Source organism: Methylobacterium sp. J-059 (assembly GCF_022829485.1).
Lineage (GTDB): Bacteria > Pseudomonadota > Alphaproteobacteria > Rhizobiales > Beijerinckiaceae > Methylobacterium.
Genome location: NZ_JAKSYA010000049.1, coordinates 57,207 through 76,438 on the forward strand (window position 1 = coordinate 57,207; position 19,232 = coordinate 76,438).

Annotated in this window: 16 protein-coding genes; 11 read left to right on the plus strand and 5 right to left on the minus strand. The window is 71.0% G+C overall.

All coding sequences use genetic code 11. The features are described 5' to 3' along the window. The first annotated feature begins 6 nt into the window (after positions 1-6). From urtD to MKK55_RS05095, 8 genes are all read left to right on the plus strand, one after another. A complete protein-coding gene (gene urtD, locus MKK55_RS05060; RefSeq protein WP_147726955.1) occupies positions 7-792 on the plus strand; it encodes an urea ABC transporter ATP-binding protein UrtD in 786 nt (261 codons plus the stop codon). Between the two features lie 74 nt (positions 793-866). Beyond that, positions 867-1,556, plus strand: coding sequence for an urea ABC transporter ATP-binding subunit UrtE (gene urtE / locus MKK55_RS05065; protein WP_147842657.1), 690 nt, complete (start codon positions 867-869; stop codon positions 1,554-1,556). 11 nt (positions 1,557-1,567) lie between these two features. Continuing rightward, positions 1,568-2,584 (plus strand): alpha/beta fold hydrolase, encoded by a 1,017-nt coding sequence (locus tag MKK55_RS05070; RefSeq protein ID WP_243933581.1) that lies wholly within the window; start codon positions 1,568-1,570, stop codon positions 2,582-2,584. Between the two features lie 79 nt (positions 2,585-2,663). After that, entirely contained in the window at positions 2,664-3,893 is a 1,230-nt protein-coding gene (gene fmdA / locus MKK55_RS05075; RefSeq protein ID WP_147726952.1) for a formamidase, read from the plus strand. A gap of 62 nt (positions 3,894-3,955) precedes the next feature. After that, positions 3,956-4,273 carry an FmdB family zinc ribbon protein gene (locus MKK55_RS05080; protein ID WP_243933582.1) on the plus strand — a complete coding sequence of 106 codons (318 nt, stop codon included), beginning with the start codon at positions 3,956-3,958 and terminating at the stop codon, positions 4,271-4,273. 64 nt (positions 4,274-4,337) lie between these two features. Further along, a complete protein-coding gene (locus MKK55_RS05085; protein WP_147842655.1) occupies positions 4,338-5,390 on the plus strand; it encodes an aliphatic amidase in 1,053 nt (350 codons plus the stop codon). A 217-nt stretch (positions 5,391-5,607) separates the two neighbouring features. Beyond that, positions 5,608-6,606, plus strand: coding sequence for a sensor histidine kinase (locus MKK55_RS05090; RefSeq protein ID WP_243932837.1), 999 nt, complete (start codon positions 5,608-5,610; stop codon positions 6,604-6,606). An 82-nt stretch (positions 6,607-6,688) separates the two neighbouring features. Beyond that, positions 6,689-7,111, plus strand: a complete 423-nt coding sequence (locus MKK55_RS05095) for a SufE family protein (protein ID WP_147726948.1) — start codon at positions 6,689-6,691, stop codon at positions 7,109-7,111. 11 nt (positions 7,112-7,122) lie between these two features. Here the strand turns inward: MKK55_RS05095 and MKK55_RS05100 are convergent, their stop codons facing one another. The 3 genes from MKK55_RS05100 to MKK55_RS05110 all read right to left on the minus strand — a co-directional run bounded on the left by MKK55_RS05100 (position 7,123) and on the right by MKK55_RS05110 (position 8,810). Further along, complete coding sequence (locus MKK55_RS05100) at positions 7,123-7,968, minus strand: DUF6456 domain-containing protein (protein WP_243933583.1); 846 nt, start codon at positions 7,966-7,968, stop codon at positions 7,123-7,125. Between the two features lie 111 nt (positions 7,969-8,079). Beyond that, complete coding sequence (locus MKK55_RS05105; protein WP_147729092.1) at positions 8,080-8,274, minus strand: hypothetical protein; 195 nt, start codon at positions 8,272-8,274, stop codon at positions 8,080-8,082. Between the two features lie 101 nt (positions 8,275-8,375). Continuing rightward, on the minus strand, positions 8,376-8,810 hold the full coding sequence (locus MKK55_RS05110) for a MucR family transcriptional regulator (protein ID WP_147729091.1): 435 nt from the start codon (positions 8,808-8,810) through the stop codon (positions 8,376-8,378). 623 nt (positions 8,811-9,433) lie between these two features. On the opposite strand from MKK55_RS05110, the gene MKK55_RS05115 reads away from it, so the two are divergent. Continuing rightward, on the plus strand, positions 9,434-11,551 hold the full coding sequence (locus MKK55_RS05115) for a S9 family peptidase (protein ID WP_243933584.1): 2,118 nt from the start codon (positions 9,434-9,436) through the stop codon (positions 11,549-11,551). Between the two features lie 70 nt (positions 11,552-11,621). On the opposite strand, the gene MKK55_RS05120 is transcribed toward MKK55_RS05115, so the two are convergent. Together MKK55_RS05120 and MKK55_RS05125 are read right to left on the minus strand one after the other, a co-directional pair. Next, on the minus strand, positions 11,622-15,188 hold the full coding sequence (locus MKK55_RS05120; RefSeq protein ID WP_243933585.1) for an AsmA family protein: 3,567 nt from the start codon (positions 15,186-15,188) through the stop codon (positions 11,622-11,624). A gap of 117 nt (positions 15,189-15,305) precedes the next feature. Further along, positions 15,306-15,542: a hypothetical protein gene (locus tag MKK55_RS05125; RefSeq protein ID WP_147843467.1), complete on the minus strand. Its 237-nt coding sequence runs from the start codon at positions 15,540-15,542 to the stop codon at positions 15,306-15,308. Positions 15,543-15,740: 198 nt separating this feature from the next. Here MKK55_RS05125 and MKK55_RS05130 point away from each other — a divergent pair, with 198 nt between their 5' ends. Both MKK55_RS05130 and MKK55_RS05135 read left to right on the plus strand, forming a co-directional pair. Further along, a complete protein-coding gene (locus MKK55_RS05130) occupies positions 15,741-18,128 on the plus strand; it encodes an ATP-dependent helicase (RefSeq protein WP_147843468.1) in 2,388 nt (795 codons plus the stop codon). A gap of 377 nt (positions 18,129-18,505) precedes the next feature. Continuing rightward, positions 18,506-19,222: a PhoH family protein gene (locus MKK55_RS05135; RefSeq protein WP_147726528.1), complete on the plus strand. Its 717-nt coding sequence runs from the start codon at positions 18,506-18,508 to the stop codon at positions 19,220-19,222. Positions 19,223-19,232 lie beyond the last annotated feature (10 nt).

Sequence of the window (19,232 nt, forward strand, 5' to 3'; positions counted from 1 at the left end):
AACAGCATGAACGCCGCGATCCTCCCGGGCTCCGTCATCGGCGCCAACCCGAACGCCCCCGAATACCTGCTGGCGGTCGACGCGCTCACCGTCTCCTTCGACGGGTTCAAGGCGGTCAACGACGTCTCGTTCTACGTCGACCCCAACGAGATCCGGGTGATCATCGGCCCGAACGGCGCCGGCAAGACCACGGTGCTCGACCTGATCTGCGGGCGCACGCGCGCCAGCGCCGGGTCGATCAAGTACAAGGGCCAGGAGCTGACCAAGCTCACCGAGAGCGCGATCGTCCAGGCCGGCGTCGGGCGCAAGTTCCAGACCCCGTCGATCTACGACGACCTGACCGTGTTCGAGAACCTGGAGATCTCGTTCCCGCGCGGGCGCTCGGTGTTCGGGGCGCTGACCTTCAAGCGCGACGCGCAGGTCCGCGAGCGCATCCACGAGATCGCCGAGACGATCTTCCTGAAGGACCAGCTGCTGGAGCGGGCCGAGTTCCTCAGCCACGGCCAGAAGCAGTGGCTCGAGATCGGCATGCTGCTGATCCAGGACCCGGAGCTGCTGATGCTCGACGAGCCGGTGGCCGGGATGAGCGTCGGCGAGCGCATCAAGACCGCCGAGCTGCTGAACCAGATCATCGTCGGCCGCTCGGTGCTGGTGATCGAGCACGACATGAAGTTCGTCGAGGACATCGCCCACCGGGTCACCGTGCTGCACCAGGGCAAGGTCCTGTCGGAGGGCTCGATGGAGCGGGTCAAGAACGATCCGAAGGTCATCGAAGTGTATCTGGGACACTGAGCATCATGCTGCAGACCGCGCATCCCCCCCTGGCCAAGGCCCCTCCGCTCACCACGCTCCCCTCGGCCGCGCCGATCTTAAGCGTCGAGGACCTGCACGCCGCCTACGGCCAGAGCGAGGTGCTGCACGGGCTGAACTTCCAGGTCGCGCCCGGCGAGATCGTCGCGGTGATGGGCCGCAACGGCATGGGCAAGACCACGCTGATGAAGACCCTGATGGGGATCGTGCCGGTGAAGGCCGGCTCGATCCGCGTCGACGGCACCGAGATCGGCGCCCTCAAGAGCCACGCCCGGGTCGCCAAGGGCCTCGCCTACGTGCCGCAGGGCCGGATGATCTTCTCGACCATGACGGTGCAGGAGAACATCGAGACCGGGCTCACCGTCACCGGCGCCCGCAAGGTGCCGCAGGACCTCTACGAGATGTTCCCGGTGCTGCTCGAGATGAAGGGACGGCGCGGCGGCAATCTGTCGGGCGGCCAGCAGCAGCAGCTCGCCATCGCCCGCGCGCTCGCGAGCAAGCCGAAGGTGCTGCTCCTCGACGAGCCGACCGAGGGCATCCAGCCGTCGATCATCCGCGAGATGGGCCGGACCCTGAAGAAGATCCGCGACGCGCGCGGCCTGTCGATCGTCGTCTCCGAGCAGGTCCTGAGCTTCGCCCTCGACGTCGCCGACCGGGTGCTCGTCATGGAGAACGGCGAGATCGTCCACGAATCGCTGCGCGCCGACATCGACGAGGCCCAGGTCGCCCGCTTCCTCTCGGTCTGAACGAGGACATCATGGCCGATTACGAGATCTTCGAGCTCGGCGACCACGTTCTCCAATGCGGCAAGACGCTGCGCGACGCCAAGCTCGCGTTCAAGACCTTCGGCACGCTGAACGCGGGGCGCGACAACGCCATCGTCTACCCGACCTGGTATTCCGGCCAGCACACCGAGAACGAGTGGCTGATCGGGCCGGGCAAGGCGCTCGACCCCGAGAAGTACTTCATCATCATCCCGAACATGTTCGGCAACGGGCTCTCGTCCTCGCCGAGCAACACGCCGGCCCCCTGGAACGGGCCGCGCTTCCCGGACGTCACCGCCTACGACAACGTCCGCGCGCAGCACCGGCTCGTCACCGAGCATTTCGGCATCGATAAGCTGGTGCTGGTGACCGGGTGGTCGATGGGAGCGCTCCAGACCTACCATTGGGGCGCGCTCTATCCCGACATGGTCCCGCGCATCCTGCCGTTTCAGGGCTCGGCCAAGTGCTCGCGGCACAACTTCGTCTTCCTCGAAGGCGCCAAGGCCGCGCTCCAGGCCGACGCCGCCTTCGCCGAGGGCTGGTACGCGAGCCCGCCGAACAAGGGGCTGCGCGCCTTCGGCCGGGTCTATGCCGGCTGGGGCCTGTCGCAGACCTTCTACCGGATCGAGGCCGACAAGACCCACATGGGCTACGCCTCGCTCGAGGACTTCCTCGTCGGGTTCTGGGAGGGGCTGTTCTACACGCGCGACGCCAACGACCTGCTCGCGATGCTGTGGACCTGGCAGAACGGCGACATCGGCGCCAACGACACCTTCCACGGGGACACCAAGGCGGCGCTTCGCGCGATCACCGCCAAGGCGATCCTGATGCCGGCCTCGACCGACCTGTACTTCCCGCCCGAGGACAACCGCATCGAGGCGGAGTCGATGCCGAACGCGGAGCTGCGCGTCATCGACACCTGGTGGGGCCACTTCGCCGGCGGCCCCGGCACCAGCCCCGACGACATCAAGACCCTCGACGACGCGCTCAAAGAGCTGCTCGCGAGCTGAACGGTTTCGGCCGGTGCGCCGGCCGGGCGGGGATGCGCCAAGCCCCGGATTTTCGAACAACAGGGAGCACAGTCGAGACATGCCCGAGACGCTGATCAAGGTCGACCTGACGCAATCGGCCTACGACAACGACATGGTGCACAACCGCTGGCACCCGGACATCCCGATGGTCGCGACGGTGAAGCCCGGCGACGACTTCATCGTCGAGACCTACGACTGGACCGGCGGCTTCATCAAGAACAACGATTCCGCCGACGACGTGCGCGACATCGACCTGTCGATCGTCCACTTCCTCTCCGGCCCGATCGGCGTCGAGGGCGCCGAGCCCGGCGACCTGCTCGTGGTCGACCTCCTCGACATCGGCGCCAAGCCCGAGAGCCAGTGGGGCTTCAACGGCTTCTTCTCGAAGAACAACGGCGGCGGCTTCCTCGACGAGCACTTCCCCCAGGCGCAGAAGTCGATCTGGGACTTCGAGGGCATGTTCACCAAGTCGCGCCACATCCCCGGCGTGCGCTTCCCCGGCCTGATCCACCCGGGGCTGATCGGCTGCCTGCCCGACCCGAAGATGCTGGAGACCTGGAACACCCGCGAGAAGGCGCTGTTCGACACCGACCCGAACCGCGTGCCGGCGCTGGCCACCCTGCCCTTCGCGCCGACCGCCCACATGGGCCGGCTCAAGGGCGAGGCGAAGGACAAGGCGGCGGCCGCCGGCGCCCGCACGGTGCCGGGGCGCGAGCACGGCGGCAATTGCGACATCAAGGACCTGTCGCGCGGCTCGAAGATCTACTTCCCGGTCTACGTGCCCGGCGCCGGCCTCTCGATGGGCGACCTGCACTTCAGCCAGGGCGACGGCGAGATCACCTTCTGCGGCGCGATCGAGATGGCGGGCTGGGTCCACCTCAAGGTCAGCCTGATCAAGGACGGCATGGCCAAGTACGGGATCAAGAACCCGATCTTCAAGCCGTCGCCGATCACCCCGAAGTTCGACGACCACCTGATCTTCGAGGGCGTCTCGGTCGACGAGCACGGCAAGCAGCACTACCTCGACGTGACGGTGGCCTACCGCCAGGCCTGCCTCAACGCGATCGAGTACCTCAAGAAGTTCGGCTACTCGGGCGCGCAGGCCTACTCGATCCTCGGCACCGCGCCGGTCCAGGGCCACATCTCCGGCGTCGTCGACATCCCGAACGCCTGCGCGACCTTGTGGATTCCGACCAAGATCTTCGAGTTCGACATCAATCCCACTGCTGCCGGGCCGACGAAGTTCCTCGACGGCTCGATCCAGATGCCGCTCTCGCCGGATCTGTAGTCTTCGGATCTGCCGCGCCTTCCGGGCGGCAGACCGCGTGCACCCTGCCTGAAAGCGCTCGAATGCCCGTCTACGATTACGCTTGCAAGGCCTGCGGGCCGTTCACGGTGCTGCGCCCGATGGCGCAGTTCAGGGACCCGCACGACTGTCCCGATTGCGGGGCGGCGTGCGGGCGCGCCTTCCTCACCGCGCCGAACCTCGCCTCCATGGATGCGGGCCGGCGCAAGGCCTTCGCCACCAACGAGCGCAGCGCGCACGCGCCCCGCAAGTCGTCCGCGCACGGGGCCGGCTGCGGCTGCTGCAGCGGGACCAAGGCGAAGTCCAACCCCACGGCCGCCAAGAGCTTTCCGAACGCGCGGCCGTGGATGATCAGCCACTAGGCTGCAGCTCACCCTCCCCCTCTCGCGGGGGAGGCAAGAACCCAAGCCAGGAGGAACCCACGCCATGATGCACGGAGACATCTCGTCCAGCGCCGACAGCGTCGGCGTCGCGGTGGTGAACTACAAGATGCCCCGCCTCCACACCAAGGCCGAGGTCTTGGAGAACGCGAGCAAGATCGGCGACATGATCGTCGGGATGAAGGCCGGCCTGCCGGGCCTCGACCTGGTGATCTTCCCCGAATACTCGACCCACGGGATCATGTACGACGCGGGCGAGATGTACGAGACCGCCTCCACCGTGCCGGGGGCGGAGACCGAGATCTTCGCCGCCGCCTGCCGGAAGGCCAAGGTCTGGGGCGTGTTCTCGCTCACCGGCGAGCGCCACGAGGAGCACCCGAACAAGGCGCCCTACAACACGCTCATCCTGATGAACGACCAGGGCGAGATCGTGCAGAAGTACCGCAAGATCATGCCCTGGACGCCGATCGAGGGCTGGTACCCGGGCGACCGCACCTACGTCTCGGAGGGGCCGAAGGGCCTGATGATCAGCCTGATCATCTGCGACGACGGCAACTATCCCGAGATCTGGCGCGACTGCGCGATGCGCGGGGCCGAGCTCATCATCCGCTGCCAGGGCTACATGTACCCGGCCAAGGAGCAGCAGATCCTGATGTCGAAGGCGATGGCCTTCGCCAACAACACCTACGTGGCGGTGGCCAACGCGGCCGGCTTCGACGGGGTCTACAGCTACTTCGGCCACTCCGCGATCGTCGGCTTCGACGGGCGCACCCTCGGCGAGTGCGGCGAGGAGGAGATGGGCATCCAGTACGCGGCGCTGTCGAAGTTCCTGATCCGCGACTTCCGTGCGCACGGGCAGTCGGAGAACCACCTCTTCAAGCTGCTGCACCGCGGCTACACCGGGATGATCAACTCGAAGGAGAACCGGCACGGGCTGTCGGAATGCCCCTACGACTTCTACCGCCGCTGGATCGAGGACCCCGACGCCACCCGCGACGCGGTGCGCGCCATCACCCGGCAGGGCGTCGGCACCGAGGAATGCCCGATCGACGGCATCCCCTTCGTCGGCAAGGGCGAGGGTCCGCCGGACCCGCGCTGAGACGCGGCCCACCGCGCGGTTCCGCCGGCCCGGGAGGCCGGGCGGGGCCGCGCGGGTGACAGGACGTCGTCCCTATCGGAACGGCCCATCGCCCGACACGTTGACCGGCGCTTGCCTAGCGCACATCAGATCGGAACAGGGGCGGATCGGGAAGATCATGAACGGTGAGTCGAAGCCGGCCGGTGCGGGCGGTCAGGACAGCGAGCCGGGAGCGCCCATGGTCAGCGCGGAGTTCCGGCGCTTCGCCGACGACGTTCCGCTGATGATGTGGCGCTCGGACCATCTCGGCCACGCGATCCATCACAACGAGTGCTGGCTCCAGTTCACCGGGCGGCCGCTGGAGGAGGAGCTCGGCGCCGGCTGGCGCACGGGGCTCCACCCGGACGACTTCGAGCGCCACGCGCGCATCGTCTCGGCCGCGTTCACGGCGCGGGAGCCGTTCACCGTGGAGTTCCGCCTGCGGCGCCACGACGGGGCCTATCGCTGGCTGCTCGACACCGCCCGGCCGCTGACCGAGGACGGCGAGTTCCGCGGCTATCTCGGCTCGTGCTTTGACATCACCGACCGCAAGCATGCCGAGGTGCATATCGAGGAGGCGCTGCAGGAGAAGGAGACCCTGCTCGCCGAGGTCTACCACCGGGTCCGCAACAACCTCCAGGTGATGGTCAGCCTGATCGGGCTCTACGGCCGCGCGGCGCCCGAGCCCTGCCGCGGCAGCTTCGAGGCGCTGGGCCAGCGGGTGCGGGCGATCGCGCTGGTGCAGCAGCACCTGCACGAGGCGCCGCACATCGCCTCGATCGACCTGCGCGACTACCTGCACCGGCTCGCCTCCGGCCTCGGCCAGCTGCGTCGGGCCGGCCGCATCGGCGTCCATCTCGGCGGCGCCGGCACCAGCCTGGTCGAGCCGCGCACCGCCAACGCCCTCGGCATGATCGTCGCCGAGATCGTCGCCGAATGCCTCGATGCCACCGCCGAGAGCGTCGCCTGCGCGATCGCCATCGACATCGACGCGGCCCCCGGTGCACCGGTGCGTCTCTCGATCGTCTCCGGGGCCGGCGACCAGGCGGAGTCGGGTCGGCCGAACATCCCGAAGCTGGGGCCGCGGCTGATCGCGGCCTACGCCGCCCAGGCCGAGATCGCGGTCACCGGCGTCGCGACCGCCGAGGATCCGCTGCGGCTGCAGCTGCCGGAGGCGCGGGTCGAGGACCCGGCCTGAGCGGGCGTCGCGATTCGCATCGGCCGGGGCGGCGACCTATATCCGGGATATCCCGCGCCCCCCGACACGAAACCGGCCGAGCATGCTGCCTCCGATCGAGACCATCGTCGAGAACTTCGAATTCATCGACGACTGGGAAGAACGCTACCGCTACCTGATCGAGCTCGGCCGCACCCTGCCGCCGGCCGACCCGGCCCTGCATGCCGAGTCGAACAAGGTGCTCGGCTGCGCCAGCCAGGTCTGGATCGACCTGAACGTCGACGCCTCGGGCGACGTGCCGCGCCTGCACCTGCGCGGCGACAGCGACGCCCACATCGTGCGCGGCCTCGTCGCGCTGATGGTGGCGCTGTTCAACGGCAAGACCCCGCGCGAGGCGGCCGACACCGACGCCTTCGCGCTCTACACCAAGCTCGGCCTCGGCGAGCACCTGACGCCGCAGCGCTCGAACGGGGTCCGCGCCATGGCGGACCGCATACATCGCGACGCGGTCCGCCTCGCCGCCTGAGCGCGCGGGGCTTACGCCCGGTCCCGCCACAACCGCATCCGGGCGTGGTCGGGCCCGACCGCCTCGCGCTGCAGGCCGTAATGCTCGGCGAGGCGCCCGAGGGCGATCTTCGCCACCACCTTGGCGGAGCGCGCCGGCCAGCGGCGCTCCTCCTCGATCCGCTCGAGCCCCTTCACGTGGCCGCACAGGTCGATCAGCAGGCCCGACAGGTCGTGGCCGACCGCGGCCATCGCCCGCTCCACCCGGGCACGGGCCGCCATCATCGCATCCGAGGCGCCGGCGGCGTCGCGCGGGCCGGAACCGTCGACGCGGATCGCGCTCCAGTCGATGCCCATTCGTGGCATCATCCGGCCCGTGGTGATGTCGCGGCGCAGGCGCTCGCCGGCCTCGAACGAGGCCCGGTCGAGGAGGGGCGCCCCGTCCCGGCCGCGCCGCCGAACCATCCAGGCGATCGGGCTCTCGGCGGCGTCGCGCAGGCGTCGCTCCGCCCCCTCGCCCTCCACCACGAGGTCGAGATGCTGGCCGCGGAACGCTTCGCCGGCCGGGGCGTCGCCGCGCCTGAGGCGGGCACGGCCGGCCGGCGCCAGCAGGATGCGGCCGCGCGGACCCGGCTCGCGGTGGGCGAGGTCCGCGGCCAGCAGGCGCTCGCCCGACGCCGCGGGAAAGCGCCCGCCGCCGAGCGAGACGCCGCCGCCGCACCGCACGATCAGCATTGCATCCTCGACCGGGTCCGGGAAGGCGTAGGCGCCCTCGGGCGCGAGCGCCGCGAGCAGCCGCTCGCCGACGCGCCCGAGCGCGGCCTCCGCGCGCGGCACGGCCACGGGGCGGGCGGTCCGGGCTTGAGGAGTTTTGTTCATGTTTTGTTCCCAACGCGAACGATCTTCGTCACGGCGAAGGAAACAGGAGAGTCTTGAAAATCGTCCTAGATCAAGACTTGACGGCCCGCGCGCTGTGGAGCGTCACGCAGCTCACGCCGTGGGTTGGGTCGGCGGATGCTTCAGCACCTCGGCAATCTCGTCCTCGGACTTGCCGCGAACGTCGTAGCCCATCGCGGCGAGCCGCTCGACCAGCCCGTCGCTGTCGGCCGCGGACCGGGCGGCCCACTCCGCCAGGACGTCGTTCGCCTTGTCGAGGTCGTCGGTGGGGATCTTGGGATCGCTCATCGGAACAGACCGCTCACGGGACAGGACTGAGGCAGTGCAAGGTTCGTTCCTCTGGCAACGCGAGCGAAGCCGGGTGCGCCCCGGCTTCGCCTCCGGCCGCCTCAGGCGGCTTCGTCGTAGTTGCCGTTGCGGGTCTGGCCGAGGCCGATCGCCTTGGCGAGGTCGGAGCGGGCCTTGGCGTAGTTCGGTGCGACCATCGGGTAATCCGGCGGCAGGCCCCACTTGGCGCGGTACTGCTCGGGGCTCATGTCGTACTTGGCGCGCAGGTGGCGCTTGAGCGACTTGAAGGTCCGGCCGTCCTCCAGGCAGATGATGTGGTCCGCGGTGACGGACTTCTTCACCGGCACGGCCGGCGTCAGCGGACCGGCGGGGGCGGCCGCCTCGACCTGCCCGCCCGCGACCTGCACCAGCGAAGCGTGGACGCGGCCGATCAGCTGCGCCAGCTCGCCCGGGGGGACCGGATTGTTGCTGACGTAAGCCGACACGATGTCGGCGGCGAGTTCCACGTAATCGACCGTGGTGTCTGTGTCGTTCATGTTCGGCGATGTCCCCTGGACGCTGAGGCAGTCGACGCGTCCCGAGCGGCGCGGACCATCGGCCCCGACGTCTCGTGGTGCGATGCGGGCATTCCCGCAACAATGGTCGTCCTGCCCGCAAGTGCTGAGTGAAATGCGGCGACCCCTTTCGCCACGACATCTCAATAGGATATTTGCAGATCGGCCGCAAGTTGCTCGACGGCAGCTTGGATACGCAACGTCAACTATCCGGAAGAATATTTCAGCTTGCCGACATCGCTGAAACAGATGCCTACTCAAGGGCGAAGTGCTGGCGGCGAGTTTCGCTACCTCTGATTGCGCCTCCCTCGGCGGACGCCACGCCGCCGCCCGCCACCGAGAGCCTCGCGGCGAAAGCTGTCAAGCCAAGTCCTCGCCAAGTCCTCGTCCGCATCAAGCCCTCGTCCGCACCAAGCACTCGTCCTCGCCAAGCCCTCGTCCTGGTCAAACCCTGGCGCGGCCGCGCTCGGCCCGGGCACCCCGTCCGCGCGATGCCCCGCCCGGCCAACACCATCCGATCGCGAGCGTTTCGACGCCGGGTCTTGTCCGGGAACGGGCCGCACGGCACATGCGCAGGCTCGAAGATTCTCCACGGGAAATTTCAGATGGCGTTCGAAACGGCTCACGTCCCGCCCGCATCCGACGCACCGAAGGCGCCGCGCCGGCCGCACAGCTACGTCGTCCATGGCCGCACCATCACCGATGACTACGCCTGGTTGAAGGCCGAGAACTGGCAGGATGTCCTCAAGGACCCGGCAGCCCTGCCCGCGGACATCGCGGACTACTTGAAGTCCGAGAACGACTACGCGCAGGTTGCGCTCGCCGACGCGGCGCCGCTGCGCAGGACCCTGGTCGCCGAGATGCGCGGCCGCATCCGCGAGGACGACAGCGGCGTGCCGACCCCGGATGGGCCGTTCGCCTATTACAACCGCCACCGCGACGGCGGCCAGCACCCGCTGATCTGTCGCCGGCCGACCGGTTCCGTCGACGACGCGGGGGCCGAGGAGATTCTGATCGACGGCGACGAGGAGGGCGCGGGCCAGGCGTTCTTCGAGATCGCCGGGGCCGCCCATTCCGACGACCACGCCCGCCTGGCCTGGGGCGCAGACACCAAGGGCTCGGAGCTCCACACCATCCGCGTACGCGACCTCGCCACCGGGACCGACGCGCCGGACCGGGTCGAGGCGACCTCCGGCGAGGCGGTGTGGTCGGCCGACGGCATGGGCTTCTGGTACGTGGCGGTCGACGCCAACCACCGGCCGGCACGGGTGATGTACCACCGCCTCGGCGCGGACCAGGCCGACGACCTCGCGGTCTACACCGAGCGCGATTCCGGGTTCTTCGTCCATATCGGGGCGACGCAGTCGGGCGGCTACCTCACCATCACCGCGAGCGACCACGAGACCTCGGAGGTCCACCTCCTGGACCGCGCCGCGCCGGACGGGCGCCTGCGCGTGGTGCAGCCGCGCGAGCCGCTGCTGATCTACTCGGTCGAGCATCGCGGGACGGATCTCTACATCCTCACCAACGCCGACGGCGCCGAGGACTTCAAGATCGTCACCGCCCCGGTGGCCGACCCGGGCCGGGCGCACTGGACCGACCTCGTGCCGCACCGCGCCGGCACCATGATCCGCCACCTGCACGTGCTCACGGCGCATCTGGTCCGCCTCGAGGTGGAGAACGCCCGCCCGCGGATCATCGTGCGCGACCTCGCGACCCGCGAGGAGCATGCGGTGGCGTTCGCCGAGGAGGCCTACTCGCTCGGCCTCCAGCCCGGCTACGCGTTCGAGACGGCGACGATCCGGTTCGCCTACTCGTCCATGACGACGCCGACGGAGACCTGGGACTACGATTGCGCCACCCGCGCCCGGCTCCTGCGCAAGCGCCAGACCATCCCGAGCGGGCACGCGCCGGAGGATTACGTCACCCGGCGCCTGTTCGCGACTGCCGCCGACGGCGAGCAGGTCCCGATCTCGCTGCTGCACCGGCGCGACCTCGTCCTCGACGGGTCGGCGCCGCTGCTGCTCTACGGCTACGGCGCCTACGGCACGCTGATGCCGGCGGCGTTCCGCACCAACCTGCTGAGCCTGGTCGACCGCGGCTTCGTCTACGCCATCGCCCACATCCGCGGCGGCACCGAGAAGGGCTGGCGCTGGTACCTCGACGGCAAGCGCGAGAAGAAGCCCAACACCTTCTCAGACTTCGTCGCCTGCGCCCGGGCGCTGATCGCCGCGAACTACACGTCGGAGAAGCGGATCGTCGCGCATGGCGGCAGCGCCGGCGGCATGCTGATGGGGGCGGTGGCCAACCTCGCCCCCGAGCTGTTCGCCGGCATCGTCGCCGACGTGCCCTTCGTCGACGTGCTCAACACCATGCTCGACGCCGAGCTGCCGCTGACCCCGCCGGAATGGCCGGAATGGGGAAACCCCGCCGAGAGCGAGGCGGCGTTCCGGACGATCCTGTCGTACTCGCCCTACGACAACGTCGCGGCCAAGGCCTATCCGGCGATCCTGGCGCTCGGCGGCCTCACCGATCCGCGCGTGACCTACTGGGAGCCGGCGAAATGGGTGGCGCGCCTGCGCGCAACCATGACCGGCGGCGGCCCGGTCCTGCTGCGCACCAACATGGAAGCCGGCCACGGCGGCGCCGCCGGCCGCTTCGACCGGCTCGAAGAGGTGGCGCTGATCTACGGCTTCGCGCTGGCGGCGGTGGGGAAGGCTTGAGGGGGCGCGGGGTGGCGCCGCCGAGATAGGAACACGCCCTCCCCCCACTGCGGGGGAGGGAGAACGCGCATCACGGCTGGGCGGGCGGCAGGCGGATGTCGAGCGGGCGCTCGGCCGGCGGCGGTTCGGCGGTCTCGGCGCGGGCGCGGCGGGCAGCCTCCTCGGCGGCCTGCGCCTTGAGCCGGGCCTGGCGGGCGGCCTCCTCGACCGCGGCCCTGTCGGCGGCCGCCTTCTCCGCAGCCGCCTTTTCCGCAGCGGCCTTCTCGGCGGCGGCCTTGAGGGCGGCGGCGCGGGCCTTGTCCATCTCGATCCGGGCGCGGCGCCGCTGGCGCTCGATCTGGTCGGCCTCGATCAGCTCGATGGTCTCGAGCTCGCGCTGCAGCACCAGGGCGGCGAGCCCGGTGGTGAGCGGGCCGACGTCGAGGCTGCGCTCGGGCGCGGCGAGCGGGCCGGCGAAGCCGAGCTGGATCGCGGGCGGCCCGCCGCTCCAGCCCTTCGGCGGCGCACCGCCGCCGAGCGTGCCGCGGGCGTCGAGCCGGCTCGTTCGAAGATCGTAGCCGAGCGTCCCGTTCCAGCGCGCCGCGCCGAAATCGAGGTCGAGCGGCCCGGCGCGCACGACCCCTCCGATGATGGTGGCCGGCGCCGAGGCCGGCTGCGTCGTGCCGGCGGCGGCCTTCGACAGCTCCTCGGCGACGAGGGCCTGGAGCCGGCCGTCGCGCAAGGGGTCCTCGATCTGCAGAGCGCGGACGAGGGCGTGCCCGACGGCGGCGGGATCCGTCTCGGGCAGGTTGAGGGCGGCGAGCGTCAGGCTGCCGGTGCCCGAGAGGTTGGCCGCCAGCGCGCCGGGCGTCTCGCCGGAGGTGCCGAAGCGCAGCGCCGCCGACAGGCGCCCGCCGAGCGGGCCGCCCCCCGCGAGCGCCGGGATCGACAGCTCGGCGACGGTGCCCTCGCCCGCGATCGAGGCGAGGCCGCCGCGACGCGACAGGGTCGCCGAGCCGGCGATCCGGCCCTCGGCGAGCCTGGCCGAGAGGTCGCGCAGCGTCAGGGTCCCCTCCTCGAACCCCAACGCCATGGCGGCGCCCGAGGCGGTGAGCCCGCGCCCGAGCTCGAGCTGGTCGACCCTGAGGTCGAGGGAGACCGGCGGTCCCGGCGGTGGCACCGGGCCGAACCGGCCGGCGGCGCCCGCCGGCATCGCCAGGGCGGCCGCGAGCTGCGGCAGGGACAGGCGGGCGAGGCGCGCCGTTCCCGACAGCGCCCCGTCCGGCGCGCGGACGAGGGTCGCATCGAGGGCCGCCCCCGCGATCCGGCCAGCGAGCGCGGCACGCGCGTCGTCTCCTTGCCGGGTCAGCGCGACGGAAAGGTCGGCCGACCACGGCCCCGGCGCGAGGGCGGCGGCGCCCGCCAGCGTCAGAAACGGCGCGAGGTCGGCGGTCTCGATCCGCAGCGCGCCGGATCGGGGCGGGCCGCCCTCGGTGGGAAGCCGCAGCGGCGTCGCGGTCGACAGCGTGGCGCCGGCGATCGTGCCGGTCGCCTGGAGCGTCAGGCCGCCGTCGGCCGCGCGGGCCGCCACCAGGCTCAGGTCGGCCGGCTGCTGCAGGCCGGCGATGTCGGTGCGGCCGAGCCAGGTGCCGGCCCGCGGCGTCGCGAGGCGGATCCTCGCCCCCTCGACCGCGCCGGCGCGGCTGACCAGCGACAGGTCGAGGCTGCCGCCCGCGGCCTGGCCCGTGGCGGCGAGCCGCAGCGCGTCGGCGTCGCCCGCGTCGCGCTCCAGCGTGACGGCGAGGTCGAGCGCGCCGGCGCGCAGGAAGGCCGGGATCAGGCGCGTCTCCGCGATCCAGACCCGGTCGACCAGGGCGACCAGCGGCGCCGCCACCGGGGCCGAGAGCCGGCCGGCGACGCGCCCCGTGCCGTCGGCGCCGATCCGCCCGGACAGCTTGGCGTTGGCGCCGGCCAGGTCCGTCACGTCGAGGCTGTCGACGACGAGGGCGGCGCCGTCCGACTGGATGCTGGCCGAGAGCGTGCCGTTCCCGGTGCCGGTCGCGCCGTAGCGCAGGTCGCGCGCCTCGATGGTCAGGCCGAGGTCGTGGCCGTGCAGCCCCGCGAGCGCGTTGCCGAGCGGCGGCAGGCCGGCGACGTCGAGGCCGCGGGCGCGGATCTGCGCGTCGAACCGGCCGCGGGTCCGGCCCTCGGCCGGGGTGTAGCGGGCATTTCCGGTAACCTGCGCCTCGCCCAGCGCGAGCCGGAGGTTGCGCAGGGAGAACGCGGTGCCGGCCGCCGAGACCTCGGCCGAGACCTCGACCGGCCGCCCGTCGAGCAGCGCCGTCGGCGGCCCGTCGAGGCCGAGCCGGCGCAGGTAGCGCCCGAGCCCGTCGGAGGCCGCGGCCGCGAGCGCGACCGGGCCGGTGAAGCGCGGGCTCGGATCGGTGTCGATCTCGCCGCTGGCCGTGATGGTCGCCGCACCCGGCGCCACGGCCGAGAAGCGTCGCAGCAGCAGGCCGCCGGTGCGGTCGAGGGTGCCCGTGGTCTTGAGGTTGGACCATTCCTCGAAGCCGAGCACGGCCGCCTCGACCGAGAGGTCGAGGTCGAGCATCACCGGCAGGCCGCCACCCGATTTCGCGCCCACCTTGGGCAGCCCGCGCGCCACGAAGGCCTGCCCGCCCGGCGAGAGCAGGAAGGCGTCGAGGTCGAGGCGGCGCGCCTCCAGGGTCAGCCCCGCGCGCCAGCGGCGCAGGTCGATCTGGCCGCTGCCGGAAAGCCGCAAGGCTTGCCCGCCCGGATCGATCTCGGCGTTGACGCCCTCGAACCGGACGAGGGCGCCGCGGGCCTTGAACTTGCCGCCCAGCGCGAACGGCAGGTAGGCGCCGGCGGCCTGGGCCGGCGGGCCGACGACGAGGCGGGCGCTGCCCTCGGCCTCGGCGACGAGCGGGCGCGGCTCGGTGCTGCGGGCGCCGCCGCGCGGATCCGCCGGCACGAAGGCGACGCGGGCGTCGGCCTCGAAGCGCGGATGGGCGTCGCCGCCGCCCGAGAGCTTCAGGGCGACGGCGCCGTCCGCCGCCGGCTCGCCGCTGACCAGGGTGAACGGCAGGCCGCCGCTGGTGCCCGCGACCCGCCAGGGGCCGACGAGGGCCGGCGCCTGGATCTGCACGGCTTCCGCGTAGAACTGGTCGGTGCGCCCGGTCGCGGGCACCACCGTGGTCAGCAGCAGCTGCTGGACGTGGAGGTCTTCGATCGCGAGGTCGCGGCCGCGCAGGGCCTCGCCGAGGCCGGCCGGCACCAAGAGGGCGTCGCCCTCGGTCACCGGCAGCTTGACCTCGGCGCGGCCGATCCGGGTCTCGGTGAAGCGGAACGCGCCCGCCAGCAGCGGGCTCAGGCCGAGCTCGGCCTTGACGAAGCGCAGATCGAGGGCGGGCCGTCCCGGCTCGTCGCCGAGATGAAGGCGGTCGAGGCGCAGGCGCGGCGAGGGCAGAAGCCGCACGTCGATGCGGCCCTCGCTGCGCACCGGCAGGCCGAGGGACCCGCTCACGGTCGCGTCGACGAAGGCGCGATGGGCCGGCCAGTCGATGAAGGGCGGCACCGCGAGCGCCGCGACGAGGATCAGGATGACGGCGCCCGCGAGCGCGGTCAGGAGGTCACGCACCGTGATCGTTCCGCATGCACCCCGCGCCACCCGGCGGGTTCACGGCGGGCATAGCACGGCGCGGGACCGCAGGCGCCAGGGCGCCCGCGGCCTCGGTTCAACGCCCGCGGGCTCGGCTCAGCGCCGGGGGGCGACGATCACGCCCGGGGTGGGTTGGGGTGCCTGCATCTGCTGGCTGCGCTGGATCTCCATGCGCGTGGTGTTGTTCTGCGAGGTGAGGTTCTGCTGCAGCGCCCGGGACTCGCCCTGGCGGGCGAAGGACTCGTTGGCGGCGTCGGGGTTGCCCTGCCGGACCTGCGCGAGGGCGGGCGTGGCGGCGAGGGCGGCGATGATGGCGATCGGCACGATGCGCATCGGGCGCTCCTGTGTGGGGGATGTCTGTCGATGATGTGAGCAAGCGGCCGGCCTGCTTCAAGTTCCCGCCCGGCGGCCGCGCGGGGCGGCGACATTGCGTCCGGGCCTCGGGCTCCGGGCCTCGGCGATCGCGCCTCAGCGTCGAGGCCTCGGCGTCCGGGTCTCGACGCCGTTCGCGTTTTGGTCCAGGGATTGCCCATGCCGAACTCTTCGCATGCGACGCCGCCTTCCGACGCGGAGCGTGGCTCCAGCTCCATCGCCGCCCGCGCCATGGGGGCCTTGCGCCCGAGCGCGTCCTCCTATCTCGACGGCCTGAACGATGAGCAGCGCCGCGCCGTCGAGGCGACGGAGGGCCCCGTCCTGGTGCTGGCCGGCGCCGGCACCGGCAAGACGCGGGTGCTGACGACCCGCATCGCCCACCTGATCACGACCGGCCGGGCGCGGCCGTTCGACATCCTGTCGGTGACCTTCACCAACAAGGCCGCGCGGGAGATGAAGCACCGCATCGGCACGCTGATCGGGCCGGCCGGCGAGGGCATGCCCTGGCTCGGCACCTTCCACGCCATCGGCACCAAGATCCTGCGCCGCCACGCCGAGCTGGTGGGCTTGAAATCCGACTTCACGATCCTCGGCACCGACGACCAGCTGCGCCTGATGAAGCAGGTGCTGAAGGACCAGAACATCGACGAGAAGCGCTGGCCGGCACGCGCGCTCGGCCACGTCATCGACGGCTGGAAGAACCGCGGCCTCGGCCCGGACCAGATCCCGGCCGGCGAGGCGCAGGCCTTCGCCTTCGGCAAGGGCGGCGACCTCTACACCGCCTACCAAGCCCGGCTCGTCACGCTCAACGCGGTCGATTTCGGCGACCTGCTGCTGCTCTGCCTCAAGCTGTGGCGCGAGAATCCGGACGTGCTGGCCAACTACCAGGACCGGTTCCGCTACATCCTCGTCGACGAGTACCAGGACACCAACGTCGCCCAGTACCTCTGGCTCAGGCTGCTCGGGCAGGTGCGCAAGAACATCGCCTGCGTCGGCGACGACGACCAGTCGATCTACGGCTGGCGCGGGGCCGAGGTCGATAACATCCTGCGCTTCGAGCACGATTTTCCCGGTGCCGTGGTGGTCCGCCTGGAGCGCAACTACCGCTCGACGGGCCACATCCTGGCCGCCGCTTCGGGCCTGATCGCCAAGAACCAGGGCCGGCTCGGCAAGACCCTGCGCACGGAGGACGAGCTCGGCGAGCCCGTCACCGTGTCGGGCGCGTGGGATTCGGAAGAAGAGGCGCGGCTCCTGGCGGAATCGATCGAGGCGCTCCAGGCCAAGCAGCACCCGCTCTCCGAGATCGCGGTGCTGGTGCGGATCTCGGCGCAGATGCGCGAGATCGAGGACCGCTTCGTCCAGCTCGGCCTGCCCTACCGGGTGATCGGCGGCCCGCGCTTTTACGAGCGCGCCGAGATCCGCGACGCGCTGGCCTACCTGCGTGCGACCAACAACCCGTCCGACGACCTCGCCTTCGAGCGGATCGTGAACACCCCCAAGCGCGGCCTGGGCGACGCGACGCTGCAGCAGCTCCACCTCTACGCCCGCGCCGAGCAGGTCCCGCTGCTCCACGCCGCGCGAAAGCTCTGCGAGACCGACGAGCTCAAGCCCCGCGTGCGCTCGACGCTGCGCGCGCTCACCGAGAGCTTCTCGCGGTGGGCTCGGCTCGTCGAGAGCAACCCGCATTCCGAGGTGGCGCAGACCATCCTCGAGGAATCCGGCTACACCGAGATGTGGCAGAAGGAGAAGTCGGCCGACGCCGCCGGGCGGCTGGAGAACCTCAAGGAGTTCGTCCGCTCGATGGAGGAGTTCCCCGACATGGGCGCCTTCCTCGAGCACGTCTCGCTGGTGATGGAGGCCTCGGAGGCCGAGGGCGCCGAGCGCGTCTCGCTGATGACCCTGCACGCGGCCAAGGGGCTGGAATTCGACACGGTGTTCCTGCCCGGCTGGGAGGATGGCCTCTTCCCGAACCAGCGCGCCCTCGACGAGAGCGGCCGCGCGGGCCTCGAGGAGGAGCGTCGCCTCGCCCATGTCGGGCTGACGCGGGCCCGCAAGCGCGCGAAGCTGTCCTTTGCCGTCAACCGCCGCATCCACGGCCTGTGGTCCTCGACCATCCCGTCGCGCTTCATCGACGAGCTGCCGGAATCGGCGGTCGACGTGATCGAGGCGCCGGCCCACTTCTCCGCCGGCGCCTCGCGCTTCGACCGCAACCCGCAGCCCTTCGGCTCGAGCTACGGCACGCCGGGCTGGCAGCGGGCGCAGGCCAATACCGGGCAGCAGAACAACTTCGGCAAGGGCGCGGCGCACACCACCGCCCGCGGCTTCGGCGCCTCGCCCGGCGGCGGGCGCGGCGGCCCGCGCCAGATCGAGGGCGAGCTGATCGCCAAATCCACCGGCACGCCCTCGGCCTTCGAGGCCGGGATGCGGGTTCTGCACACCAAGTTCGGCCCCGGCGACGTGGCCGCCGTCGACGGCAACAAGCTCACCGTTGACTTCGACAAGGCCGGTCGCAAGATGGTGCTCGACAGCTTCCTGCAGCCGGCCTGAGGCCGCTCGCGGACGAGCGTGACGTCGGGCGTAGGACACGACCTTGGGCGGACCGGACACGGCCCCATCCCCCGACCGTCCCGGCGCACCATCCGCCGTCGTCCGAGCCATTTCAGCAACACCTGCCGGGCCCCGTCATGCGGCCGTCGCATCGCCCGACTCTATGGTGCGCGCGTTGCATGCTCCGGCAACGACCAGGCGGGCCGCGCAGCGGCTCGTCTTGTCCACAAGCTTCGTGTCGAGGGCCGGAACCGGCTCGAGGCAGCGTCATTGCCTCCGAGAGGAGAGATAAGCCCACGATACGAAGGTTAGAGCGAAGAGCGGTTTCTGGTTAGCAAGTCCTTTTGGTTGGCAAATCCCACGCGGAGTGTTGATCGATGAAAAGACGGCGCGCACGACTCGAGCTGGTGGAAGACCGCACGGTCCGGCTGCACAGGACCCGCTTCGACGAGGAACGAAACCTAGGCCCGATCCAGCCGCTGACCGACCGGCAGGCCGAATACCTCGACGCGCTCGCCCTGAACCCGCAGGTCATCGTGCTCGGCCCGGCCGGCACCGGCAAGACCTACATCGCCGGCACACGCGCCGCCGACCTGCTGCGCCAGCGCCGGATCGCCAAGGTGATCATCACCCGCCCGAACGTTCCCGGCGGCCGTTCGCTCGGCTTCTTTCCCGGCACGCTGGAGGAGAAGATCGCGCCCTGGGTCGCTCCCCTCACCGAGGCGATGAAGGAACGGATGGGCGCCGCCGCCTTCGAGATCGCCCTGAAGGCCGGCGACATCGAGATCGTGCCGTTCGAGGTGATGCGCGGGCGCACCTTCAAGGACTGCCTCGTGATCCTCGACGAGGCGCAGAACACGACCACCGCCGAGATCAAGATGTTCCTCACCCGCATCGGCGACGCCTGCCAGGTGATCATCAACGGCGACGTCTCGCAGACCGACCTGCGCGAGACCTCGGGGCTGCGCACCGTCATCCACCTGATCAAGAGCCGGATGATGCCGATCCCCGTGGTCGAGTTCACCCGCGACGACATCGTCCGCTCCGGAATTTGCGCGGAGTGGGTGAAGGCTTTCGAGGAAACGAATCTGTAAGTTGCGAGTT